We start from the raw sequence: 23,787 nt of genomic DNA, 5'->3' as shown, positions 1-23,787 counted from the left end.
GGGGACCGCTCACGATGGCGTCGATTGTCGTCGTCGCGGCAGTTCTGGCCGCGTGCACCACGACGCCGGCCGATCCCTCGGCCGGCGGCACCGCAGAGAGCCGGGGAGCGGCTGTGTTCCCGAGTGCCGAGGTGGCGCCCCTGGTGAACGCGGTGCCGCAACAGACCGTGAAGACCTTGCCGACGGCCCGGCTCGCCGACGGGCTGATCCCACCGACCAATCGGTGGTTCTCCGGCCTGGTCTTCGGCGACCCATCGATGCCCGTGTTCCCGCTGCCGCTGAGCTTCCAGCTCACCGACACCGGCTTCGCCTTCGGACTGCCGGCGGTGTCGGCGGAACCCGCCGTGATCATGGGCGGCTTCGCCGGCCAGATCCGGGTGCGGGTCGGCGCCGAGGATACTGCCCTCGAGCAGCGGGTAACGGCCTACGACGAGGCGTCGGTCACCATCGGCCAGTTCGTCGACGGCGCTCTGGTGGGCAGGACCGTGATCGCGGAAGGCTCGCCGTTCGTGTCGTTCACGGCCACGACCGACGTGGCCCTGGCCCTGCCGACGGCCTTCTCCGGTGCGGACACCGGGTCGGGCGACGGAGCCTGGAGTGCGGAGATCGCCGGCGACACCTACGGGCTGGTCACCGGCGGCACGCTCTCGGGCGGCACCGAGATGTCCCTGGAGGCGGGCCAGTCGGCCACCTGGTTCGCCCTACCGACCGGCGGTGACCTCGACGCGTTCGTCGACGCCGCGGCCCACCCCGTCACCGGTACCCGCGTCGACTACACCACCGATGCCGACACCGCCGGAACCACCATCTCCTACGACACCAGCGACGGCGGTGACACCCTGATCGCCGCACTGCCGCACCAACAGGCGGGCCTGGCGCAGGATGCATCCTGTTTCGCGGGGCAGTACCGGAGTATCTACGGTGCGCTCACTCTCTGCCAGGGATCGTCGCTGAGCTGGTCGGTACCGACCGTCACCCCGAGCGGCGCGCTGGACCTCTCCGCCCTCGACGACGACCAACGCGCCCGGCTGGCCGACCAGGTGCGCGCGGATGTGGCGGTCACCGGGACCTTTGCCGCCGACACTTACTTCGGGGGCAAATCGCTCTACCGGGCCGCCAACCTGCTCGAGGTGGCCCGTCAGGTCGGCGCCGATGACGCGGTGACCGCCCTCACCGACCGCCTCAGCGCCGCATTCGACGACTGGATGGACCCGGACGGTTGCGTCGCACGCACCGAGCGCTGTTTCGTCTACGACCCCGCCGCGAAGGGCATCGTGGGCCTGGCGACCTCGTTCGGCTCGGAGGAGTTCAACGACCACCACTTCCATTACGGGTACTTCTTCTACGCCGCGGCGGTGGTGGCAGCGGAGAACCCCGACGCGGTGACACGCTGGGCGCCGGTGCTCAACCTGCTCGCGGCCGACCTGGCCACCAGCGGCGGCAGCGAGTCATTCCCCACTCGACGGGTGTTCGATGCCTACGCCGGGCACTCCTGGGCCAGCGGCACCTCGCCGTTCGGCGACGGTAACAACCAGGAGTCCAGTTCGGAGGCCGTGACCGCGTGGAACGGGTTGGCGTTGTGGGCCGCTTTGAGCGGCCAGGCTGGGCTGCAGACCGAAGCCGAATGGATGCTCTCCGCCGAGGCGGCGTCCTCCCTGGCCTACTGGACCGACTTCGACCAGGGCGACCCGGTGTATCAGGGCTTCGACCACACCATCACCTCGCTGGTCTGGGGCGGCAAACGGACTACGCCACCTGGTTCAGTGCCGAACCCAGCGCCATGCTCGGCATCCTGGTGCTGCCGATGAGCCCGGTCGCTGACTACCTCGGTGGGGACCCCGATCGGGTGCAGGCCAATCTGGCCGACGCCCTGCGTGCCGGCAGCTCCGGCACGTCGAGCTACGACGTCCTGTTCGGCGACTACCTCCTGATGTACTCCGCCCTCGAGGGCAGGGACGCCGCATCCGCAGCCCTCGAGGCCGCCAAGGGACTGCCGGAGGACCGCATCGACGACGGCAACAGCCGCGCCTACCTCCTGGCCTGGCTCATGCAGCACGCCTCCGGATAGGGGAGTATTGGGGGATCATGGCAACCCTCACCGCCCTTCAGCACGTCACCGATCCAGACCTGCTTTTCGAGGCCTTCGAACTCTGGGCGGCGGACGGGGGCCTCCGTCTCTATCCGGCGCAGGAGGAGGCGGTCATCGAGATCGTGTCGGGGCAGAACCTGATCCTCTCCACGCCCACCGGAACCGGCAAGTCGCTCGTGGCCGTCGGTGCGCACTTCGCGGCGCTCTCGGCCGGCAAGCGCAGCTTCTACACGGCCCCGATCAAGGCGCTCGTGAGCGAGAAGTTCTTCGCACTGGTGGAGATTTTCGGTGCCGAGAACGTCGGAATGATGACGGGCGACTCCTCGGTCAACTCCGACGCCCCGATCATCTGCTGCACCGCAGAGATCCTCGCCAACCTGGCCCTCCGCAACGGCGCGGACACCCCGGTCGACCAGGTCGTGATGGACGAGTTCCACTTCTACTCCGACCCCGACCGCGGTTGGGCCTGGCAGGTGCCGCTGCTGCTGCTGCCACGCGTGCAGTTCATCCTCATGTCGGCCACCCTGGGCGACGTGACCGACATCGCCGCCGACCTGTCCCGGCGCACCAACCGCGACACGGCCGTCGTCACCGGTGTGGAACGGCCCGTGCCGCTGCACTACTTCTACGAGACCACGCCGGTGCACGAGACCGTGGAGGACCTGCTCAAGACCGGTCAGGCTCCCGTGTACATCGTGCACTTCGCCCAGGCCGCCGCCCTCGAACGCGCGCAGGCCCTCTCCAGCGTCAAGGTGGTCACCAAGGAGCAGAAGGAGGCCATCGCCGATTTGATCGGTGAGTTCAGGTTCACCACCAGCTTCGGAAAGACCCTGTCCAGGCTGATCCGGATGGGCATCGGTGTGCACCACGCCGGCATGCTGCCCAAGTATCGCCGCCTGGTGGAGCAACTCGCCCAGCGCGGCCTGCTGCGCGTGATCTGCGGCACCGACACCCTCGGCGTGGGTATCAACGTGCCCATCCGCACCGTGCTGTTCACCGCCCTGACCAAGTACGACGGCGTCAAGATGCGCCAGCTCAACGCCCGGGAGTTCCACCAGATCGCCGGCCGCGCCGGCCGGGCCGGCTACGACACCGCCGGCACCGTGATGGTGCAGGCGCCCGACCACGAGACCGAGAACCTCAAGGCCATCGAGAAGGCCGGTGACGACCCCAAGAAGAAGCGCAAGATCGTGCGTAAGCGCGCGCCGGAGGGCTTCGTCTCCTGGGGCGAGCCGTCGTTCCGGCGCCTCGTCGACGCCGAACCGGAGACCCTCACGTCGAGCATGCAGATGACCAGCGCCATGCTGATCAACGTGATCGCCCGCGGTGGTGACGCGTACGCGAACGTGTATTCGCTGGTGTTCGACAACCACGAGCCCTGGAAGCGCCAGCTCGCCCACGCCCGACGTGCCCTGGGTATCTACAAGACCCTGCGGGCGGCCGGGATCGTGGAGCAGCGTTTCGACAAGCTCAACGACCGAACAGAGATCCGTCTCACTGTGGATCTGCAAGCCAACTTCGCGCTCAACCAGCCTCTGTCACCGTTCGCGCTGGCCGCCTTCGACCTGCTCGACATCGAGGCACCCACCTACGCCCTCGACATGATCTCGATCCTCGAGTCCACCCTCGACGACCCGCGCCCGGTGCTGATGGGCCAGCAGTTCGCGGCCCGCGGCGAGGCCGTCAACGCCATGAAGCAGGAGGGCATCGAGTACGACCAGCGTATGGAGCTGCTCGAGGAGATCACCTGGCCCAAGCCCCTGGACGAACTGCTCAGCTACGCGTTCGAGACCTACAAGCAGTCCCAGCCCTGGATCGCGGACTTCCCGCTCCGCCCCAAGACCGTGGTGCGTGACATGTACGAACGGGCCATGTCGTTCGGCGAGTTCGTGGCGTACTACAAGCTCGCCCGCAGCGAAGGCGTGGTGCTGCGCTACCTCTCGGATGCGTACCGGGCCGCCCGGCAGACCATCCCGGACGAGGCCAAGACCGACGACCTGCTCGACCTGATCGAGTGGCTCGGCGAGCTCGTACGGCAGGTGGACTCCAGCCTGCTCGACGAGTGGGAAGAACTCATCCACCCCGACCTGGCCGCTCACGAGGCCACCGCGCACGCCGTGGTGCCGCCGGCCCCGCACCGGCTCACCACCAACACCCGGGCCTTCCGCATCCTGGTGCGCAACGAACTCTTCCGGCGGGTACAGCTGGCCGCGCTGGAGAACTACGACGCGCTCGGCGACCTCGACCGCGAACACGGCTTCGGGGCGGATGCCTGGGCCGACGCCATGGACGGCTACTACGCCGAGCACGACGAGCTGCTCGCCGGGGCGAACGCCCGCGGCGCCGGGCTCCTCATCCTCGACGAGGGCGCCTCGGTGTGGACGGCCCGGCAGATCTTCGACGACCCGGGCGGCGACCATGACTGGGGCATCAGCGCTGAGATCGACCTGGCCGAGTCCGACGAGCTGGGCGTGCCGGCACTGAAAGTGACGGGCATCAACCGGCTCTAGCCCCCGGATCGTCGGTCCCACCGCTGTTCGGTCGAATATTGGAACCGTTCGGCGGTCTTGCCGAGCACCCTTCGGCAGCGAGGAACCCCATGGTCGCATCCAACCGCGTGGCCGTGTCCACCGACACCCTCGACGCCGTCGACCTGAGCCTGCTCGGGCTGCTCCGCACCAACGCCCGGCTGTCGAACTCCGCCCTGGCCGCCTCGGTGGGCATCGCGGCGTCCACCTGCCTCGAACGGGTACGCTCGCTGGTGAGCCGCGGGGTCATCCGCCGGTTCACGGTGGATGTCAACCCGGCCGCGCTCGGCCTGGGCGTGCAGGCGCTGATCAGCATCAACATCCACTCGGGGGCTCGGTCTCAGATCACCCCGTTCGCCACGCGCATCCGGGAACTGCCCGAGGTCGTGCAGTTCTTCTTCGTCGGCGGCAACGAGGACTTCCTCGTGCACGTGGCCGTGCGTGACACCGACGGGCTGCGACGTTTTGTCGTCGACAATCTCTCGGCCGACCCGGTGGTGGCGGCCACCCGCACGAGCATCATCTTCGACCACGTGTCGCCGCCGCTCTAGCCGGAAGGGCGTAACCTCGGGCCATGGCCTCTTCAGATATCCAGCCGGAATCCCCGATCAACCCGCCGAAGCCCGCCCCCAGGCCTGGGCCGCGCCCCGGACCTGGGCCCCAGCACGGCACGACGCCCAGCGCCCCGCCCGCGACAGGTACCCGGGCGCCCCTGACCGGACCGATCCGCGCGGCGGTCATCGGCTACGGCCTGTCCGGCCGGGTCTTCCACGCGCCGTTCCTCGCGGCCAACCCCGACTTCACCCTCACCGCCATCGTGACCGGTGATGATGAGCGAGCCGCGCGGGCCACCGAGAGCTACCCGGGCGTGCGTATCGTGCCCAGCAGCGAGGCTCTGTTCGCCCAGGCCCCCGACCTCGACCTCGTGGTCATCGGCACCCCGCCGGAGACCCACGTGGCTCTGGCGAACGCCGCCCTCGACGCCGGCCTCGCCGTTGTCATCGACAAGCCGTTCTCGGTGGACTCCGAACAGGGCTGGGCCCTGGTGAACCGGGCCGACAGCCTGGGCCTGCCGCTCACCGTTTTCCAGAACCGGCGCTGGGACGGCGATTTCCTCACCCTGCGGGCTCTGCTGGGCACCGGGGCGCTCGGCGACGTCTACACGTTCGAGTCGCGCTTCGAGTTCTTCAAGCCCGGCCCGCCCCGCAGTTGGAAGGCCGCGGCCACCCCGGCCGCCGGCGGGGGAGTGCTGTTCGACCTCGGCGCTCACCTGATCGACCAGGCCGTGCAGCTGTTCGGACCGGTCGACGACGTCACCGCCGAGCTCAACATCCGCCGCACCGACGGCGTCGCCGACGACGATACCTTCGTGTCGCTGCACCACGGCTCCGGGGTGCGATCACACCTGTGGATGAGCTCGTTCACGGCCCAGGCGGGACCGCGCTACCGGGTGCTCGGATCCGCCGCGGCCTACGTGAAGTGGGGCCTCGACGGCCAGGAGGCGGCCATCCAGGCCGGCAACCTCCCCGGCGACCCCGGCTTCGGGATCGAACCCGAGAGCACCTGGGGCCGGCTCGGAGCGGACGGCGCGACGCAGGCCGTTCCCGCGCTGCCGGGCCAGTATGCCGCTTTCTACAGCACGCTGGCCGACGCCCTGCTCCGGGGCGGGCCGCTCCCGGTCGAGCCGGGTGATGCCGTGCGCACCATCGAGGTCATCGAACGCATCCACAACGCGGCTCGCTGACCCAGGCCGGCTGACCCGCTGGCCGGCGGCGGCGGATCAGCCCGTCGTCGTCCAGTCCAGATTGATCACCTGGCGCAGCCGGATGTTCTCGCCGAGCCCCGAGACCGACGGGTTCATGCGGAGCAGCTGCTGCATCGGCAGGTCGAATCGCTGCGCGATGTCGAAGAACGTGTCACCGTCGATGACGGTGTAGCTCGTGAGGTTGCCCGCGTCGTCCCGCACCGGGGCGGCCTGGGCGCCGGGGATGGCGCCGTTGTCGTAGGCGGGGCCCTCCGGCAGCGGCACCTCGGGAACGTCGGGGTTCTCCGTGATCTCCGGCACAGGAGCCGCAACCGGCGGCGTGGTCACGACGGGTGTCGGTGTGGCGGTGGGCGTCGGCGTGGGGGTGGGCGTCGGCGTGATGACGATGGTCTGGGTCACCACCGGCGCCGGCGCCGGAGCGCAGCCGCTCAGTGCCACAGCGGCAACCGTGAGCGCGGCAACGGCGAACGCACGTCGTGCGGTGAACATCGATCCGGTCATGGTGTACCCCCGAGAACACAGCTTAGGTCAGGGATTACGTTCGTGGGACCGTGGGAGGTGCCCACTTCGGGTGCGGTCTCAGCACTCGATGACGTTGACCGCCAGGCCGCCCTCGCTCGTTTCCTTGTACTTGGTCATCATGTCCAGGCCGGTCTGACGCATGGTCTCGATCACCGTGTCCAGCGACACCAGGTGGGTGCCGTCGCCGTGCAGGGCGAGCCGGGCCGCCGAGACAGCGGTGGAGGCGGCGATGGCGTTGCGTTCGATGCAGGGCACCTGCACAAGCCCGCCGACCGGATCGCAGGTGAGCCCGAGATGGTGTTCCATAGCGATCTCCGCCGCGTTCTCCACCTGGCGCGGGGTGCCGCCCAACACGGCGCACAGCGCCCCGGCGGCCATCGCACAGGCCGAGCCCACCTCGGCCTGGCAGCCGCCCTCCGCGCCGGAGATGGACGCGTTCGCCTTGACGAGCGACCCGATGGCCACGGCCGTGAGCAGGAACCGGCGGATCCCGGCGGCCCCGGCCCCGGGCACGAAGCGCAGGTAGTAGTGGGCGACGGCGGGGATAATGCCCGCGGCGCCGTTGGTCGGCGCGGTGACCACCCGGCCGCCCGAGGCGTTCTCCTCGTTCACCGCGAGGGCGAAGGCGTGCAGCCACTCGGTCGAGGTGTCCCGTTCGCGCAACGGCAGCCCGTCATATTCTTCCAGTTGCATACGTATGGCAGACGCGCGCCGCTTGACCCCGAGTCCGCCGGGAAGGGTGCCGTCGACGTGCAGGCCGGCCTCGACGCAGGCGTGCATGGCCGCCCAAATGGCGTCCAGTCCGGCGTCGAGGCGGTCCGCGCCGTGCACGGCCTCCTCGTTTGCCCTGGCCACGTCGCAGATGCCGATTCCGTGGCTGTCACAGAGCTCGAGCAGAGCCGCGCTCGACGCGTACGGCATCGGCTGCTCCACGGTGGCCGGCGGGCGCACCGGGTCGCCGTCGCGGCGGATGAAGCCGCCGCCGATCGAGTAGTAGGTCTCCTCGAGAACGGCCGGCGCCGACTCGTCGGAGCCATAGGCCGTGAGCGTCATCGCGTTCGGGTGCCCGGGGAGCCGGGTGCGCGGCTCGAACACCACATCGCTCTTCCGCACGGCCACCGGATGGCTGCCGTTCAGTGGCAGCGTAGCCCCGTCGGCCAGCTGCGCCCAGAGATTCCGTACCTCGTCAGGGTCGCAGAGCTCGGGGCGGAGGCCGGAGAGACCGGCCAGCACGGCATCCGGGGTGCCGTGGCCCAAGCCGGTGGACCCGAGCGAGCCGAACAGCGAACAGCGGATGCGCGTCACGTCGCCCAGGCGGCCGCTCGCGGCCAGGGTCTCGGCGAAAGCACGGGCGGCTCGCATCGGGCCGACGGTGTGGGAACTGGATGGACCGATTCCGATGGAGAAGAGGTCGAGAGCCGATACGTACGCAGTCACCCGCTCCATCGTACGCGGGCGGGTTCGGCGGGCGGCTACCGGATGGTCTTGCGGGCCGTGATCTGCCCGGTGTCGAAGCCGAGCAGGTGCAGGCCGCCGTGGAAGCGGGCGTGCTCGATCTTGATGCAGCGGTCCATCACGATGGTGAGGCCCTTCGACTCGCCGTACTCGGCGGCCTCCTGGTTCCAGATGCCCAGCTGCACCCACACGGTCTTCGCGCCGACCGCGAGGGCGTCGTCCAGCACCTGCGGGATGTCGGAGGCCTTGCGGAACACGTCGACGATGTCGGGCACCTCCGGCAGTGAGGCCAGGTCGGGGTAGGCCTTCTGACCGAGGATGGTGTCGGCGCGCGGGTTGACGAAGTAGACCCGGTAGTCGCTCGACTGCTGGAGGTAGGTGCCGACGAAGTAGCTCGAGCGGGCCGGGTTGGGGGAGGCGCCCACGATGGCGACCGATGTGGCCGAGCGCAGGATGCCCAGCCGCGCCTTGGCGTCCGGTCCCTCCCAGGTGCGCTGGGTGCGCAGCAGTTTGGCGAGGGGGAGTCGGAGGGCACGCTGCAGCTGAGTCCGTTGGTGAGCTGCACGGTCTCGGAATCCGGCACGGTCTCGGTGCTCATTCGGTTCCTCCTGCGGCGGCCGCGCGGGTCAGCGCCTGGTCGAGGTCGTAAATGATGTCGTCGACATCCTCGATGCCCACACTGATGCGCACTAGGCCGGCGAGCACCCCGGCGTCCACGAGCTGCTGCTCGCTGAGCTGGGCGTGCGTGGTGGAGGCCGGGTGGATCACCAGGGTCTTGGCGTCACCGATGTTGGCCAGGTGGCTGGCCAGGTCGACCGATTCGATGAAGGTACGGCCGGCGTCACGGCCGCCCTTGACACCGAAGCTGAAGACCGAGCCAGGGCCCTTGGGCAGGTACTTGAGACCGCGCTCGTAGTGCGGGTGGCTGGGCAGGCCGGCCCAGTTGACGAAGTCGACGCGGGGATCGGCATCCAGCCATTCGGCCACGATGCGCGCGTTGTTCACGTGCGCCTGCAGCCGGTAGGGCAGAGTCTCGACGCCCTGGGCGAGCAGGAACGCGGAGTGCGGGGCCAGAACCGGGCCGATGTCGCGCAACTGCTCGGCGCGGAGGCGGGTGAGGAAGGCGTACTCGCCGAAGTTGCCCGACCACTCCAGACCGCCGTAGCTGGGAACCGGTTCGGTGAACAGCGGGAACTTCTCGCTGTCCCAGTTGAACCGGCCGCTCTCCACGACGACGCCGCCCAGGGTGGTGCCGTGGCCGCCGAGGAACTTGGTGGCGGAATGGATGACGATGTCGGCGCCCCACTCGATCGGGCGGCAGAGGTACGGCGTGGCGATGGTGGAGTCGATGATGAGCGGGATGCCGGCGGCGTGGGCGACGGCGGCGAGCCCCTCGATGTCGGCGACCTCGCCGGACGGGTTGGCCACGGTCTCGGCGAAGATCAGCTTGGTCTTCGGGGTGATCGCCGCGGCGTAGTCCGCCGGATCGGCGGATTGCACGAAGGTGGTCTCCACGCCGAACCGGCGCAGGGTCACGTCGAGCTGAGTGATCGAGCCGCCGTAGAGGTTGGCGCTGGAGACGATGTGGTCGCCCGCTCCGGCGAGGCTGGCGAAGGTGATGTACTGAGCGGCCAGGCCCGAGGCGGTGGCGACGGCGCCCAGGCCGCCCTCGAGGCTGGCGATGCGCTCCTCGAACGCGGCCACCGTGGGGTTGGACAACCGGGAGTAGACGTTGCCGTACTTCTGCAGGGCGAAGCGGGCGGCGGCATCCGCGGTGTCGTCGAAGACGAACGCGCTGGTTTGGTAGATCGGCAGCGCCCGCGCCCCGGTGACGGCGTCGGGGATGTTCCCGGCGTGGATTGCCCTGGTCGTGAAGCCGTACTCGCGATCTGCCATTCAGGTACGCTACCGTGCGCCGCCGGGCGGATGCGGGTCGCGGCGTAACAGAGTGAAACCCGCCCGGCTCAGCTGATCAGAACGGCGCCCAGCGCGAGAACCGCGATGAGCAACCAGGAGGCCAGGCCCACGCCCAGGGCCCGACCGCCCGTGCGCAGCAGCGAGCCGAGGCGCACGGCTGTGCCCAGCCCGAACAGGGCCATGGCCAGCAGCACGGTCTGGGTGAGATCGGCGGCGACCAGAACCGCTGGCGGTAGCGGAACCAGGGTGCGCACGAGCACCAGGGCCAGGAACCCGGCCACGAACAGCGGCAGCACCGGGGGACGCCCGGCAACGGTCGTCGCGGCGGTGGTGTCGTCGGACTGCGGCAGGCCGGACCCGGCCGGGGACACCGCGACGGCCTGGCGGCGACGTTCGTACACGGCGACGCTCGCCACGATGGGGGCCAGCATGAGCACCCGGGTGAGCTTGACCACCACGGCCACGGCGAGGGCGGCCGTGCCGGCGATCTGCGCGGTGGCCACGACCTGGCCCACATCGTGCACGCCGGCGCCCACCCAATGGCCGAACTGCAGGTCGGTCAGGCCCAGCGGATGCCAGAGCAGCGGCAGCACGCCGATCGCGAGCGTTCCGCACAGGGTGACGAGCGCCACCGGGGTCGCGGTCTCCTCGTCCTTGGCCTTGACCACGCCGCTCATGGCGCCGATGGCCGAGGCGCCGCAGATGGCGAAGCCCGTGGCGATCAGTAGCGGCTGGTGCCCGGGCAGGCCCATCGTGCGGCCGAGCCAGAGCGTGCCGAAGAAGGTGAGGATGACGATGAGCACGGTGGTCGTGATGGTGAGCCAGCCCAGGCCCGCGATGTCGACGAGGCTGAGCTTGAGCCCGAGCAACACCACGCCGAGCCGCATCAGGCGCTTGGCCGCCACGGAGAGGCCGGGCTTCAGCACGCCGGTGACGGCAGGGCGCAGCACGGGCAGTTGCCCCACGATGATCCCGAGGACCACGGCGACGGTGAGCAGCGGCACGGCGGGCACGATGCTGTGCACGGCCCACGCCACGAGCGTGGCCCCGGCGGCCGCCGCAATTCCCCAGATCCACACCCGCTCAACCCTACCCATCCGCTCGCTCCCACCTCGCGAACTGTGAGAAAAGCCCCAAGAATCCGGGATTCTTGGGGCTTAGCTCACAGTTCGCGGACTGCGCTGGCGTTAGCGGTGGTGGAAGCGCTGCACCATCGGGCAGTCGAACGGGTCGCGCGCGGCCAGGCCTACCTTGTTGAGGTAGGCGATCACGATGCCGTACGACTCGAACAGGCCCGTCTCGGTGTAGAGGATCTTGTTCGACTCGCAGTATTCCTTGGTGATCTCCTGGGCCTTCCGCAGGTGCGGGCGGGCCATGTTCGGGAACAGGTGGTGCTCGACCTGGTAGTTCAAGCCGCCCATGAAGGTGTCCATGAGGGTGCCGCCGCGGATGTTGCGCGAGGTGAGGACCTGACGGCGGAGGAAGTCGACCTTGCTCTCGTGCGGCAGCTGCGGCATGCCCTTGTGGTTGGGCGCGAAGGACGCGCCCATGTACACACCGAAGACGGCCATCTGCACGCCGATGAACGCGAACGCCATGCCGAGCGGCAAGAAGTAGAAGATGACGGCGAAGTACAGCACGATGCGGCTGGTGAGCATGGTGATTTCGAGCCAGCGCTTGTCGACCTTGCCCTTTCCGAAGACGGTCTTGAAACCCTGGATGTGCAGGTTGATGCCCTCGAGGGTGAGCAGGGGGAAGAACAGGTATCCCTGCTTGCGAGTCATGAAGGAGGTGATCCAGTTGACCTTCGCCGCGTCTTCCTCGCGGAAGACGATGAAGTCGGGGTCGATGTCAGGGTCCTTGCCGACCACGTTCGGGTTGGCGTGGTGACGGCTGTGCTTGGTCATCCACCAGGCGTAGCTGATTCCGACGAAGAGATTGGCGAGGATGCGGCCGGCCCGGTCGTTGGCGGGGCCGGACTCGAACACCTGGCGGTGCGAGGCCTCGTGCGCCAGGAAGGCGAACTGGGTGAGGATCAGACCGAGCACGCCGGCGATGATCAGCTGGTACCAGGAGTCACCGAGCAGGACGAAGCCCACGCCCAGGCCGGCAGTGATCAGCACCAGGGCGGCGAACATACCCCAGTAAAAGCCCGTGCGGCGCTGCAGGAGACCGAGATTGCGCACGGTGTGCAGCAAAGCGGAGTACTCGGTGGTGGGATTCTTGGAGTCGCCACCCTTGCGAGTGCGGACAATACGCACCGTGGGTGCGGCAGATGCTTCCGACATAAGGCCTTTGGTTTGTATCTGGACTTCTCAGTCGGTTGTAGAGCAAACACTCGTCAATCAGATACCGGCCATCCTACGGGTCGAATGCCCCGAAACGCCCCGAATTCACACGCCTTTAACAGGGGATGTATTCCAATTTTGGCATACGTCTGCTTGCCTGCACAGACTGCAAAAAATCCGTTTGTGCCGGTCAGCGCCAGCTCGGCAGCCAGATATGCAGTTGCCAGAAGCCGAACGGCACCTGCGCGCCGGTCCAAAGCGGGAAGAAGAATGCGCTCACGAGGGTCGCAAGGACCAGGAACACGACCACGATCGTGCGCCCGGCGCCGGACTTCATCAGGAGCCCGATCACGAAGATGAGACCGAGCAGAAGGTACGGCTCGAACGCGATCGTGTAGAACTGGAAGACCGTGCGGTTCAGGTACATCAGCCAGGGCAGGTAGCCGGCGACCATGCCCATCAGGATCAGTCCCACGCGCCACTCCCTGTAGCGCGCGAGCCGGTAGACGAGGTACAGGATCGCGGCGCTGGCCGCCCACCAGATCAGCGGATTGGCGATGCCGGTGATGGCCTCGGAGCAGGTCGTGTATCCGCATCCGCTCTCGCCCAGGCTGCTGCCCTGGTAGTACATGCTCGTGGGGCGGGTCATCGCCAGCCAGGTGAGCGGGTTGGCCTGGTACGGATGCGGCGTGACCAGACCGACGTGATACGCGTATGCGGCGCTCTGGTAGTGCCAGAAACTCTGCACCGAGTGCGGCACCCAGGCCAGCGCCCCGGTCCAGGCCTGCCCGGCCTGGTCGGCCCAATCGCGGTAGTACCCACCCCGGGTGACGAACCAGCCCGTCCAGGAGATCAGGAACGTGACGACGGCCACCGGCACCATCAGCAGGAACGTCACGGGCCCCTGCTTGAGGATCGACCCGCTGATCCAGAACGGCAGCCCGGCCCGGCGCCGGGCGAGGGCGTCGACGACGACGAGGTAGATGCCGAACGCGGCCAGGAAGTAGACCCCCGACCATTTCACCGAGCAGGCCAGCCCGAAGGCGAGCCCGGCGGCGAACACCCAGGGCCGCCACCAGAGCGCGGGGCCCCAGGTGGGCTCGACCTCGTTGTCGCGCCGTTCGTTCAGCCAGGCGCCCAGGCGCGCGCGATGGTGGTCGCGGTCCATCAGTACCGCGCCGAAGCCGAGCAGGGCGAAGAACATCACGTAGTTGTCGAGCAGCGCCACCCGGCTCATCACGATGGCGTTGCCGTCGATGGCGAAGAGGAAACCGGCGATAGTGGCCAGCAGAACCGACCCGAACAGTTTCTTCGCGATGAGCATCAGGAGCGCAACGGCCAGCACCCCGATGAGCGCGGTGACAATGCGCCAGGCCCACGGGTTGTCGGCGCCGAAGGCCGCCATGCCCAGTGCGATGAGCCACTTGCCGAGCGGCGGATGCACCACGAACGACGGTGCGGTGCCGAATATATTGCTCTGCCCGGCGGCGAACAGGGCATCCGCACCATCCGGCCAGGTCGACTCGTAGCCGTTGTTGAACAGGCTCCAGGCGTCCTTCACATAGAAGGTCTCGTCGAACACGAGGGCGCCGGGGTGACCGAGGTTCCAGAGGCGCAGGACGGCGGCGAGCAGCAGCACCAGCCCGGGGCCGGCCAGACGCACCCACCGGTGGGTCAACAGGGCGGGCCAACGGTCGGTCGATCGCAGGGTGAGCAGCACCTGACCATCGTAGTGAGCCCCTGATGCGAGACTGTGACCATGATCATTCTGGCTGCCACCCCCATCGGAAACCTCGGGGACGCCTCGACCCGCCTCATCGAGGCGCTGCGCACGAGCACCGTGATCGCCGCCGAAGACACCCGGGTGACCGTGCACCTACTCAAGGCCCTCGGGGTGGAGAACCGCCCCCGGCTGATCGCGCTGCACGACCACAACGAGCGCGGCAAGGCCGCGGAGCTCGTGGAGCTGGCCCGCGACACCGACCTGCTCGTGCTCAGCGACGCGGGCATGCCCACGGTCTCCGACCCCGGCTTCCACCTGGTGGATGCCGCCATCGCTGCCGGCGTCACCGTCACGGCGCTGCCCGGACCGTCGGCCGTGCTCACCGCACTGGCCGTGTCTGGGCTGCCCACCGACCGCTTCACTTTCGAGGGCTTCCTGCCCCGCAAGCACGGTGAGCGGATGCAGGCCCTGCGCGAGGTGGCCACTGAGCGTCGCACCATGGTCTTCTTCGAATCGCCCAACCGGCTGGCCGCGTCGCTGACCGATCTCGCCGCGGTGCTCGGCGCCGGCCGGCGTGTGGTGGTCTGCCGGGAGCTGACCAAGTTCTATGAAGAGGTCAAACGCGGCACCGCCGCCGAACTGGCCGACTGGGCCCAGGCGGGCGTGCGCGGGGAGATCTGCGTGGTCGTCGCGGGCGCCGAAGCCCGGGTGCTCGACCTGGCCACGGGCGTCGAGGAGGTCCTGGCCCTCGTCACCGCCGGAGCCCGGCTCAAGGACGCCGCGGCCGACGTGTCCGCCGCTTCGGGCCTCGGCAAGCGCGACCTCTACGAGGCCGCCCTCACCGGCCGCTCCGCTGAGGCCGGGTCGACCCGCCGAAAGGCCGAACCGCAGCCCGATTTCCCGCTCTCCTGAGCGGGTACCGAGCCTGCCGCACGGCGTAACGGGGTCGGACATCTCCGTGGCTCCCCATAAGATGTGAGCATGTCCGACGGCAATTCTTTCTACATCACCACGCCTATTTTCTATGTGAATGATGTCCCGCACATCGGGCACGCCTACACGGAGGTGGCCGCGGACGTTCTCGCGCGCTGGCACCGCCAGCGCGGGGAGGACACCTGGCTGCTCACCGGCACCGATGAGCACGGCCAGAAGATCCTGCGCACTGCCACCGCCAACGGCGTCACCCCCAAGCAGTGGGCCGACCGGCTGGTGGAGACCGCGTGGAAGCCGCTGCTGAAGACGGTCGACATCCGTAACGACGACTTCATCCGGACCACCGACGAGCGCCACGAGGTGAATGCGCAGAAGTTCCTGCAGCACCTCTTCGACGCCGGCCACATCTACACGGGCGAGTACGAGGGCTTCTACTGTGTGGGCTGTGAGGAGTACAAGCAGCCCGGCGACCTGGTCGACGGCACCGGCGAGTACACCGGAGTGCAGGTCTGCGCCATCCACTCCATCCCCGTGGAGCTGCTGCACGAGAAGAACTACTTCTTCCGGATGAGCACCTTCACCGACCAGTTACTGGCCCTCTACGAGGCCAACCCCACCTTCATCCAGCCCGAGTCCGCCCGCAACGAGGTCATCTCCTTCGTCAAGCAGGGTCTGAGCGACCTGTCGATCTCCCGCTCGAGCTTCGACTGGGGCATCAAGGTGCCGTGGGATGACAGCCACGTGGTCTACGTGTGGTTCGACGCGCTGCTCAACTACATCACGGCCGCCGGCTACGGCCAGGACGACGAAAAGTTCAGCCGCCTCTGGCCGGCCACGCACATCGTCGGCAAGGACATCCTGCGCTTCCACGCCGTCATCTGGCCCGCCATGCTGATGGCCGCCGGGCTCCCGGTGCCCGCCCAGGTGTTCGGCCACGGCTGGCTCCTGGTGGGCGGCGAGAAGATGAGCAAGTCCAAGCTCACCGGCATCGCCCCGAACCAGATCACCGACGTCTTCGGTTCCGACACGTTCCGGTACTACTTCATGCGCGCGATCAGCTTCGGCCAGGACGGCTCGTTCTCCTGGGAGGATCTGTCCGCCCGCTACCAGTCCGAGCTGGCCAACGGCTTCGGCAACCTGGCCTCCCGCGTCATCGCCATGGTGGTGCGCTATTGCGACGGTGAGATTCCGACCGGCGGCGAGCCGACCGACGAGGATGCGGCCATTCACGCCACGGCCATCCGGGTCACCCAGACCGCCAACGAGGCCATCGATCGGCTCGCCCTGCACGACGCCCTCGCCGCGGTGTGGGAGCTCGTCGACGAGCTGAACGGCTACATCACCCTGCAGGAGCCCTGGGCCCTGGCCAAGAACCCCGACGACCGGGAACGCCTCGAAACCGTGCTGCACACCGTGGTGCGTGGGCTCGGCACGCTGGCCGTGCTGCTCTCCCCGGTGACGCCGCAGGCCACCGCCACGCTGTGGAGCGCCCTCGGCGGCACCGGAGACGTGCAGGACGCGCGCATCGACCGGGCCTGGGAATGGACCGGCGGCACCCACGTGTCACCGCTGGCGGCCCTGTTCCCGCGCATCGAGGCGACAGTTGGCTGACAAGCCCGCCGAAACCACCCACATCCGAGCCCGAGAGGCGGGCACCGGGCGCGACCTGGTCTACCCGCCCGCTCCCGAGCCGTTGGTTGTGGGCGTCTACGACAACCACACGCACCTGGAGATCTCCGACGGCATCACGCCGCTCTCGGTCGCCGAGCAGCTGGATCGCGCCTCGAGCGTCGGGGTCCGCGGCGTGATCCAGGTGGGCACGGATGTGGCCACCTCCCGCTGGTCCGCCGAGGCGGCCTCCCGTGAGCCGCGGATGCTCGCCGCCGTGGCCATCCACCCCAACGACGCCCCGGAGCTTGCGGCCGCCGGCACCCTGGACGACGCCCTCGCCGTGATCGACGAGCTCGCCGCCCGGCCCCGCGTGGTCGCGATCGGCGAGACCGGACTGGACTTCTTCCGCACGGCCCCCGACGGCCGGGCCGCGCAGTTCCGCTCGTTCGAGGCGCACATCGAGATCGCCAAGCGGCACGGCCTGGCCCTGCAGATCCACGACCGGGACGCGCACGACGAGGTCGTCGAGACCCTGCTGCGGGTCGGCGCGCCCGAACGCACCGTTTTCCACTGCTTCTCCGGCGGCGCGGAGCTGGCCCGGCTCTGCGCGGACCAGGGCTGGTACATGTCATTCGCCGGCCCGGTGAGCTTCAAGAACGCCGCCACGCTCCGCGAGGCCCTCGACGTGGCCCCCCGCGCACTGCTCCTGGTCGAGACCGACGCCCCGTACCTCACCCCCACCCCGCACCGCGGCCGGCCCAATGCCCCGTACCTGTTGCCACACACCGTGCGCGCCATGGCAGCGCATCTGCAGACGGATGTCTCGGTGCTCGCCGCGCAGATCACGTCGAACACCGAACTCGTCTACGGCCGCTGGGATGCGGAACCCGTGGTGTTGATCGACGGCAGCCTCGACCCCAGCACCAGCCCGGCCGGAGGCCTCGCATGACCGACTCTGCCCACACGTCTGACACCGGACCCGCAGCGCCCACGCTGCTCGGGCCCGCCGAGATCCGCGACCTCGCCGAGATGCTCGGCGTGAACCCCACCAAGAAGCTCGGCCAGAACTTCGTGATCGACGGCAACACCGTGCGGCGCATCGTCAAGGTCGCCGCCGTGCAGCCCGGCGAGACCGTCGTTGAGGTCGGCCCGGGGCTCGGCTCGCTCACCCTGGGCATCCTCGAAGCCGGCGCGGCGGTCGTGGCCGTGGAGATCGACGACCGCCTCGCCGAGCAGCTGCCGCTCACCGTGCGGCTCATGCAGCCCGCCGCCCAGCTCACCGTCATCCGCGCCGACGCGCTGAAGATCGCCGAGTTGCCGGGGGAGCCCACCCGCCTGGTCGCCAACCTGCCCTACAACGTGTCGGTCCCGGTGCTGCTGCACCTGCTCGAGCACTTCCCGTCCATCCGCGCCGGTGTGGTGATGGTGCAGGCCGAGGTGGGTGAACGGCTCGCCGCCGCCCCCGGATCCAAGATCTACGGCAGCCCCAGCGTGAAGGCAGCCTGGTACGGCCGGTTCCGCACGGCCGGCAAGGTAAGCCGGCAGGTGTTCTGGCCTGTCCCCAACGTCGACTCCATCCTCATCGCCTTCGAGCGCCGCACCGAGGAGCTCGAATCCGAGGAGCTGCGCCTGGCCACGTTCGCGCTCGTCGACGGCGCGTTCCAGCAGCGCCGGAAGATGCTGCGTCAGTCGCTGTCGACGGTGCTGGGCGACTCGACCCAGGCGACCGCCGTGCTCACCAAGGCGGGGATCGACCCCACCGAACGTGGCGAGCAGCTCACGGTGGACGACTTCCTCACCATCGCCCGGGCCTGGACCTCCTCCTGAGCGGGTGCCGCGCTGGCGTGTGCGCCGAGCGCCTCGCGCCGCTGGGCTAGGTTAGATCCATGACCAACACGGCGACCTCACCGGTTGTGCATGCGAGGGCACCGGGCAAAATCAACGTCTTCCTCAAGGTGGGGGCCGTGATGGACGACGGCTACCATGACCTCGCGACGGCGTTCCAGGCCGTCTCGCTCTACGAAGACGTGCGCGCCAGGGCGGCCGACGATTTCAGCGTCGAGTTCACCGGTTCCGTCGACACCTCCGGCCTGGCCGTGGACGACAGCAACCTCGCGATCAAGGCGGCGCGTGCGCTGGCCGCGGCCACCGGATTCCGCGGCGGCGTGCACCTGCAGATCGACAAGAACGTGCCCATCGCCGGCGGCATGGGCGGCGGCTCAGCGGATGCGGCGGCCACGTTGCTGGCCTGCGACGCGCTCTGGGGAACCGACCTCGGCAAGGACGAACTGCAGAAGATCGCGGCGACCCTGGGCGCCGACGTGCCGTTCGCCTTCACGGGCGGCACCGCCATCGGCACCGGCCGCGGCGACCAGCTCAGCCCGGCACTGGCCAAGGGCCAATTCCACTGGGTGCTCGCCCTGGCCGAATTCGGCATGTCCACCCCCTCCGTGTACAGCGAGCTCGACCGGCACCGCACCCGGCACGCGCAGGACATCTTTCCCGCCCAGGTGCAGCCCACGGTCGACGCCGACGTGCTGCAGGCCCTGCGCGCCGGCGACCCGGCCATGCTCGCCGAATCGATGCACAACGACCTGCAAGCCCCCGCGCTCCAGCTCGCGCCGGGCCTGGGCCGGGTGCTCGAGCTGGGCGAGGCCAACGGTGCCCTGGCGGGCATCCTCTCCGGATCCGGTCCCACCGTCGCGTTCCTCGTGCCCGACTCCGACGCCGGCCTCGAGCTGCAGGTGGCGTTGAGCGCCGCCCGGCTGCACGTGGTGCGCGCCACGGGTCCCGTTCACGGAGCCCGCATCCTGACCAGCTAGCCGCGCCCGCGGTCCGGGCACTCAGCTCTGACGGCTAGGCTCGAACCCTATGGCACATTTGCTCGGGGCCGAGTCCCTGCACCTTGAATTTCCCACCCGCGTCATCTTCGACAGCGTCACCGCCGGACTGAACGAGGGCGACCGCATTGGCATCGTCGGACGCAACGGCGACGGCAAGTCCACCCTCCTGCGCCTGCTCGCCGGCCGCATGGAGCCCGATTCCGGCCGGGTGACCCGCCGACGCGGCGTCACCATCGGCGTGCTCGACCAGTCCGACGACCTCGTCAACGGTCAGACCGTTGGGCACACCATCGTCGGCGGCATCGACGAGCACGTCTGGGCCGGCGACGCGAAGGTGCGCGACGTGATCGCGGGCCTCGTCCGCGACATCCCGTGGGACACCCTCGTCGACGACCTCTCCGGTGGCCAGCGCCGCCGGGTGGCCCTCGCCCAGGTACTCATCGGCGACCACGACGTGGTCTTCCTCGACGAGCCCACCAACCACCTCGACGTGGAGGGCATCTCCTGGCTCGCCGGGCACCTCAAGAACCGCTGGGCCCAGAACTCCGGCGGCCTCGTGGTCGTCACGCACGACAGGTGGTTCCTCGACGAGGTCTGCAACATGACCTGGGAGGTGCACGACCGCCTGATCGAACCGTTCGAGGGTGGTTACGCCGCCTACATCCTGCAGCGCGTCGAGCGCGACCGGATGAGCGCGGTGATGGAAGGCAAGCGCCAGAACCTGATGAAGAAGGAGCTCGCGTGGCTGCGCCGCGGAGCCCCGGCCCGCACCGCCAAGCCCAAGTTCCGCATCGACGCCGCCAACGAACTGATCGAGAACGAGCCGCCGCCCCGCGACACCGTGTCGATGCAGTCGATGGCCATGCAGCGCCTCGGCAAGGACGTGGTCGATCTCGTCGACGTCTCCGTGAGCTTCGGCGAGAAGACCGTGCTCAACAACATCACCTGGCTGATCGCGCCGGGCGAGCGCACCGGCATCCTCGGCGTCAACGGTGCCGGCAAGTCGACCCTGCTCAACCTGGTGGCCGGCACCCTTGCCCCCGACACCGGCAAGGTCAAGCGCGGTCAGACCATCAAGGTCGCCGTGCTCACCCAGCAGCTGTTCGAGCTCGACGATATCCGCAACGATCGGGTCAGCGACGTCATCGCCCGCCAGCGCACCTCGTACATGGCCGGCGGCAAGGAGATCACGCCCGGCCAGATGCTCGAGCGCATGGGCTTCATGAGCGCGCAGCTGTCCACCCAGGTCAAGGACCTCTCCGGTGGGCAGAAGCGTCGCCTGCAGCTGCTGCTGATCGTGCTGGATGAGCCGAACGTGCTCATCCTCGACGAGCCCACCAACGACCTGGACACCGACATGCTCGCGGCCATGGAAGACCTGCTCGACTCCTTCCCCGGCACGCTGCTCGTCGTCTCGCACGACCGGTACCTCATCGAACGTGTCACCGACAACCAGTACGCGGTCTCCGACGGCGGGTTCCACCACCTGCCCGGCGGTGTCGACCAGTACCTGGAGCTGCGCAAGCGCCAGGTCGCCGGCGGTTCGTTCACGGCGGATGCCGCCTCGCCCACCTCGGCCAACGTCAAGGGCTCCGGCAAGCCGGCTCTCGGCGGCGCCGAACTGCGAAACGCCCAGAAGGAGCTCGCCTCCATCGACCGCAAGGTGGCCAAGCAGCAGGCGAAGATCACGGAACTGCACAACCTGCTCGCCGCGCACGACCAGAGCGACTACACGGGGCTGGGCAAGCTGCAGGCCGAGGTCGCTACGGCCGAGGACGCCGTCGCGGGCTTTGAGACCCGGTGGGTAGAGCTGTCGGTCCTGCTCGAGAAGTGATCCACCTGTTTCACCCGCACGGCGACCCGGTTCGCTGAACCGCCGCCCAGCTCGCAGATCCTGTGACTGGGCGGCGTTTGTCGCAGTATCTGTGACGAAGTGTGTCCGCGCGGTTCAGCCGTCGAGTGTCCTGCGGTTACCGTAGAAGAGTGCCACGCGACGTTGCGGCACAGATTCCCCACGCGAGTACCCCGTGGATGCCCTGTGCCAGCTTTCGCTTCGTCGTGCGTGGCGCACACAGACACAGCGACCGAGACGTGGAGATCACCAGAGTGAAAAAGAACAGTGCGACAAGAGGCATCCTGAGCGTCCTGGCCATCGGGGCCAGCCTGACCCTGCTGGCCGGTTGCGCCGGTGCTGCCGGAGGCGGAGACGACGAGACCGTGAAGATCGGCGTCGTCGGGGCCAGCGACCCGTACTGGGCCGACTACACCGAGGCCGCCGCCGCCGAGGGTATCACCGTGGAGATCGTCGACTTCGCCGAGTACAACCAGCCCAACCCGGCGCTGACCAACGGTGACATCGACCTGAACCAGTTCCAGCACCTGGCGTTCCTGGCCGACTACAACGTCTCCGCCGGCGAAGACCTCACTCCCATCGGCGCCACCGCCATCTACCCGCTCGGCCTGTACTCGAGCAAGGTCACCGACGTGACCGACATCAAGAAGGGCGACACCGTCGCCGTGCCCAACGACTCCAGCAACCTGGGCCGCGCGCTGCTGCTGCTGCAGAGCGCCGACCTCATCACGCTGAAGGACGGCGGCACGATCTTCTCCACCCTCGACGACGTCGACACCGACGCCTCCAAGGTCACCGTCACGGCGCTCGAGCCCTCCCTCACCGCCACGTCGCTGCCCGACGTGGCCGCGGCCGTGGTCAACAACGACTTCGTGGAGAAGGCCGGGCTCTCCTTCGATGACGCGCTCGTCAAGGACGACCCGTCCGATGACACCGCGCTGCCCTACGTGAACGTCTTCGCCGCGCGCGCAGAGGACAAGGATAACGAGACCTACACCAAGCTCGTCGAGATCTACCAGAACACCAAGGCCGTCACCGACGGCGTGCTCGAGGTGTCAGGAGGTTCTGCCGTGCTGGCGACCACACCGGCTGCGGACCTGCAGTCCACCCTGGCCACGGTCGAGAAGGACACCGCGGCTCAGAAGTAGGCGCCACCCGGCCGGCCGGCCCCGCTGAGAGCGGGCCGGCCGGCTTTTCCCGTTCCAACCGAAGGATCGTGCATGTCCGTACCAACCCCCCTGGTCGAATTGAAGAACGTGAGCAAGGTGTATCCGGCCACCGTCAAGGGCGCACCGCTTGTCACGGCGATCGACGACGTCAGCCTCCGCATCGACGCGGGCGACGTCTACGGCATCATCGGCTACTCCGGCGCAGGCAAGAGCACCCTGGTGCGCCTGGTGAACGTGCTCGAACGCTCCACCGCCGGGCAGATCCTCATCGACGGTCGGGATGTCGCCGGCCTGCCCGAGCGGGAACTCCGCCCGGTTCGGCTCGGCATCGGCATGATCTTCCAGCAGTTCAACCTGCTGAACTCCCGATCGGTGGCGCGCAACGTGGAGTACCCGCTCGAGGTCGCCGGCCGGGACAAGGCCGCCCGCACCGCGCGGGTGGCCGAGATGCTCGACTTCGTGGGTTTGGGCGACAAGGCGGGGGCCTACCCCGACCAGCTATCCGGTGGGCAGAAGCAGCGGGTGGGAATCGCCCGCGCTCTGGCGACATCGCCGGCCCTGCTGTTGGCCGACGAAGCCACCAGCGCCCTCGACCCGGAGACCACCCACGAGGTGCTCGAACTGCTGAAACGGGTGAACCAGGAGTTCGGCGTCACCATCATCGTCATCACCCATGAGATGGACGTCATCCAGACGCTGGCGACCAAGGTCGCCGTGATGGACCAGGGCCGGATCATCGAACGCGGCGACGTGTTCGACGTGTTCTCCAACCCGCAGCAGGCCGCATCGGCCCGGTTCGTCTCCACCGTCGTGAAGGGAGTGCCGTCGGCGGCCGAGCTGGCCGTGCTGCGCGCCCGGCACACCGGCCGGATCGTGACGCTCGCGTTCCGCACGGATGCGGTGGACCAGACCCGGGTCTTCGGCGAGCTGTCCCGCGACGGCGTCGGGTTCCAGGTGGTCTACGGCGGTATCAACGAAATCCAGGGGCGCCCGTTCGGGCACCTCACTCTCGCGCTGACCGGCGATGACGCGACCATCGACTCAGCGCTCGACCGTGTCCGCGCGCTTACGACCGTCACCGAGGTGCGCTGA

20 protein-coding genes are annotated in these 23,787 nt (G+C 68.7%); 13 read left to right on the top strand and 7 right to left on the bottom strand.

Annotation, left to right across the window (positions count from 1 at the left end):
- Window positions 1-14: 14 nt before the first annotated feature.
- The 5 genes from KY500_RS10020 to KY500_RS10000 all read left to right on the top strand — a co-directional run bounded on the left by KY500_RS10020 (window position 15) and on the right by KY500_RS10000 (window position 6,361).
- Window positions 15-1,808: a glycosyl hydrolase gene (locus KY500_RS10020; protein ID WP_219900440.1), complete on the top strand. Its 1,794-nt coding sequence runs from the start codon at window positions 15-17 to the stop codon at window positions 1,806-1,808.
- Window positions 1,781-2,068, top strand: coding sequence for a hypothetical protein (locus tag KY500_RS10015; protein WP_219900439.1), 288 nt, complete (start codon window positions 1,781-1,783; stop codon window positions 2,066-2,068). The genes KY500_RS10020 and KY500_RS10015 overlap by 28 nt, the downstream gene beginning before the upstream one ends.
- A 17-nt stretch (window positions 2,069-2,085) precedes the next feature.
- On the top strand, window positions 2,086-4,599 hold the full coding sequence (locus KY500_RS10010; protein WP_219900438.1) for an RNA helicase: 2,514 nt from the start codon (window positions 2,086-2,088) through the stop codon (window positions 4,597-4,599).
- Window positions 4,600-4,688: 89 nt separating this feature from the next.
- Window positions 4,689-5,168, top strand: a complete 480-nt coding sequence (locus KY500_RS10005; RefSeq protein WP_219900437.1) for an Lrp/AsnC family transcriptional regulator — start codon at window positions 4,689-4,691, stop codon at window positions 5,166-5,168.
- Window positions 5,169-5,191: 23 nt separating this feature from the next.
- Window positions 5,192-6,361 (top strand): Gfo/Idh/MocA family oxidoreductase, encoded by a 1,170-nt coding sequence (locus KY500_RS10000; RefSeq protein WP_219900436.1) that lies wholly within the window; start codon window positions 5,192-5,194, stop codon window positions 6,359-6,361.
- Window positions 6,362-6,397: 36 nt separating this feature from the next.
- Here KY500_RS10000 and KY500_RS09995 read toward each other — a convergent pair whose 3' ends face one another.
- The 7 genes from KY500_RS09995 to KY500_RS09965 all read right to left on the bottom strand — a co-directional run bounded on the left by KY500_RS09995 (window position 6,398) and on the right by KY500_RS09965 (window position 14,284).
- Window positions 6,398-6,883: a LysM domain-containing protein gene (locus tag KY500_RS09995; protein ID WP_219900435.1), complete on the bottom strand. Its 486-nt coding sequence runs from the start codon at window positions 6,881-6,883 to the stop codon at window positions 6,398-6,400.
- Window positions 6,884-6,961: 78 nt separating this feature from the next.
- Window positions 6,962-8,341 carry an L-serine ammonia-lyase gene (locus KY500_RS09990; protein WP_219900434.1) on the bottom strand — a complete coding sequence of 460 codons (1,380 nt, stop codon included), beginning with the start codon at window positions 8,339-8,341 and terminating at the stop codon, window positions 6,962-6,964.
- Between the two features lie 35 nt (window positions 8,342-8,376).
- Window positions 8,377-8,784: a CoA-binding protein gene (locus tag KY500_RS09985; RefSeq protein ID WP_255579148.1), complete on the bottom strand. Its 408-nt coding sequence runs from the start codon at window positions 8,782-8,784 to the stop codon at window positions 8,377-8,379.
- A 169-nt stretch (window positions 8,785-8,953) separates the two neighbouring features.
- Entirely contained in the window at window positions 8,954-10,255 is a 1,302-nt protein-coding gene (locus KY500_RS09980) for an O-acetylhomoserine aminocarboxypropyltransferase/cysteine synthase family protein (protein WP_219900433.1), read from the bottom strand.
- Window positions 10,256-10,323: 68 nt separating this feature from the next.
- Window positions 10,324-11,373 carry a YeiH family protein gene (locus KY500_RS09975; protein ID WP_219900432.1) on the bottom strand — a complete coding sequence of 350 codons (1,050 nt, stop codon included), beginning with the start codon at window positions 11,371-11,373 and terminating at the stop codon, window positions 10,324-10,326.
- A 90-nt stretch (window positions 11,374-11,463) separates the two neighbouring features.
- Window positions 11,464-12,564 carry an acyl-CoA desaturase gene (locus KY500_RS09970; RefSeq protein WP_219900431.1) on the bottom strand — a complete coding sequence of 367 codons (1,101 nt, stop codon included), beginning with the start codon at window positions 12,562-12,564 and terminating at the stop codon, window positions 11,464-11,466.
- 190 nt (window positions 12,565-12,754) lie between these two features.
- On the bottom strand, window positions 12,755-14,284 hold the full coding sequence (locus KY500_RS09965) for a dolichyl-phosphate-mannose--protein mannosyltransferase (protein WP_255579146.1): 1,530 nt from the start codon (window positions 14,282-14,284) through the stop codon (window positions 12,755-12,757).
- Between the two features lie 39 nt (window positions 14,285-14,323).
- Between KY500_RS09965 and rsmI the strand changes: the two genes are divergently transcribed.
- The 8 genes from rsmI (at window position 14,324) to KY500_RS09925 (ending at window position 23,787) form a co-directional block, all read left to right on the top strand.
- Entirely contained in the window at window positions 14,324-15,199 is an 876-nt protein-coding gene (gene rsmI / locus KY500_RS09960; RefSeq protein WP_219900429.1) for a 16S rRNA (cytidine(1402)-2'-O)-methyltransferase, read from the top strand.
- Between the two features lie 69 nt (window positions 15,200-15,268).
- Window positions 15,269-16,831 carry a methionine--tRNA ligase gene (gene metG, locus KY500_RS09955; protein WP_219900428.1) on the top strand — a complete coding sequence of 521 codons (1,563 nt, stop codon included), beginning with the start codon at window positions 15,269-15,271 and terminating at the stop codon, window positions 16,829-16,831.
- Window positions 16,824-17,780, top strand: coding sequence for a TatD family hydrolase (locus tag KY500_RS09950; protein WP_219900427.1), 957 nt, complete (start codon window positions 16,824-16,826; stop codon window positions 17,778-17,780). The genes metG and KY500_RS09950 overlap by 8 nt, the downstream gene beginning before the upstream one ends.
- Complete coding sequence (rsmA, locus tag KY500_RS09945) at window positions 17,777-18,658, top strand: 16S rRNA (adenine(1518)-N(6)/adenine(1519)-N(6))-dimethyltransferase RsmA (RefSeq protein ID WP_219900426.1); 882 nt, start codon at window positions 17,777-17,779, stop codon at window positions 18,656-18,658. The genes KY500_RS09950 and rsmA overlap by 4 nt, the downstream gene beginning before the upstream one ends.
- A 59-nt stretch (window positions 18,659-18,717) precedes the next feature.
- A complete protein-coding gene (locus tag KY500_RS09940; RefSeq protein WP_219900425.1) occupies window positions 18,718-19,653 on the top strand; it encodes a 4-(cytidine 5'-diphospho)-2-C-methyl-D-erythritol kinase in 936 nt (311 codons plus the stop codon).
- Window positions 19,654-19,702: 49 nt separating this feature from the next.
- Window positions 19,703-21,508 carry an ABC-F family ATP-binding cassette domain-containing protein gene (locus KY500_RS09935; protein WP_219900424.1) on the top strand — a complete coding sequence of 602 codons (1,806 nt, stop codon included), beginning with the start codon at window positions 19,703-19,705 and terminating at the stop codon, window positions 21,506-21,508.
- A gap of 272 nt (window positions 21,509-21,780) precedes the next feature.
- Window positions 21,781-22,674 (top strand): MetQ/NlpA family ABC transporter substrate-binding protein, encoded by an 894-nt coding sequence (locus KY500_RS09930; protein ID WP_255579143.1) that lies wholly within the window; start codon window positions 21,781-21,783, stop codon window positions 22,672-22,674.
- 72 nt (window positions 22,675-22,746) lie between these two features.
- Complete coding sequence (locus KY500_RS09925; protein WP_219900423.1) at window positions 22,747-23,787, top strand: methionine ABC transporter ATP-binding protein; 1,041 nt, start codon at window positions 22,747-22,749, stop codon at window positions 23,785-23,787.

Source organism: Cryobacterium sp. PAMC25264 (assembly GCF_019443325.1).
Classification (GTDB): domain Bacteria; phylum Actinomycetota; class Actinomycetes; order Actinomycetales; family Microbacteriaceae; genus Cryobacterium.
Note: the sequence above shows the minus strand (reverse complement) of the source record. Positions and strands in the feature narration are given on the sequence as shown.

Coding starts and splice junctions, on each gene's coding strand:
- KY500_RS10020 (WP_219900440.1), top strand. CDS start 15: ATGGCGTCGATTGTCGTCGTCGCGGCAGTTCTGGCCGCGTGCACCACG.
- KY500_RS10015 (WP_219900439.1), top strand. CDS start 1,781: ATGCTCGGCATCCTGGTGCTGCCGATGAGCCCGGTCGCTGACTACCTC.
- KY500_RS10010 (WP_219900438.1), top strand. CDS start 2,086: ATGGCAACCCTCACCGCCCTTCAGCACGTCACCGATCCAGACCTGCTT.
- KY500_RS10005 (WP_219900437.1), top strand. CDS start 4,689: ATGGTCGCATCCAACCGCGTGGCCGTGTCCACCGACACCCTCGACGCC.
- KY500_RS10000 (WP_219900436.1), top strand. CDS start 5,192: ATGGCCTCTTCAGATATCCAGCCGGAATCCCCGATCAACCCGCCGAAG.
- KY500_RS09995 (WP_219900435.1), bottom strand. CDS start 6,883: ATGACCGGATCGATGTTCACCGCACGACGTGCGTTCGCCGTTGCCGCG.
- KY500_RS09980 (WP_219900433.1), bottom strand. CDS start 10,255: ATGGCAGATCGCGAGTACGGCTTCACGACCAGGGCAATCCACGCCGGG.
- KY500_RS09975 (WP_219900432.1), bottom strand. CDS start 11,373: ATGGGTAGGGTTGAGCGGGTGTGGATCTGGGGAATTGCGGCGGCCGCC.
- KY500_RS09970 (WP_219900431.1), bottom strand. CDS start 12,564: ATGTCGGAAGCATCTGCCGCACCCACGGTGCGTATTGTCCGCACTCGC.
- rsmI (WP_219900429.1), top strand. CDS start 14,324: ATGATCATTCTGGCTGCCACCCCCATCGGAAACCTCGGGGACGCCTCG.
- metG (WP_219900428.1), top strand. CDS start 15,269: ATGTCCGACGGCAATTCTTTCTACATCACCACGCCTATTTTCTATGTG.
- rsmA (WP_219900426.1), top strand. CDS start 17,777: ATGACCGACTCTGCCCACACGTCTGACACCGGACCCGCAGCGCCCACG.
- KY500_RS09940 (WP_219900425.1), top strand. CDS start 18,718: ATGACCAACACGGCGACCTCACCGGTTGTGCATGCGAGGGCACCGGGC.
- KY500_RS09935 (WP_219900424.1), top strand. CDS start 19,703: ATGGCACATTTGCTCGGGGCCGAGTCCCTGCACCTTGAATTTCCCACC.
- KY500_RS09925 (WP_219900423.1), top strand. CDS start 22,747: ATGTCCGTACCAACCCCCCTGGTCGAATTGAAGAACGTGAGCAAGGTG.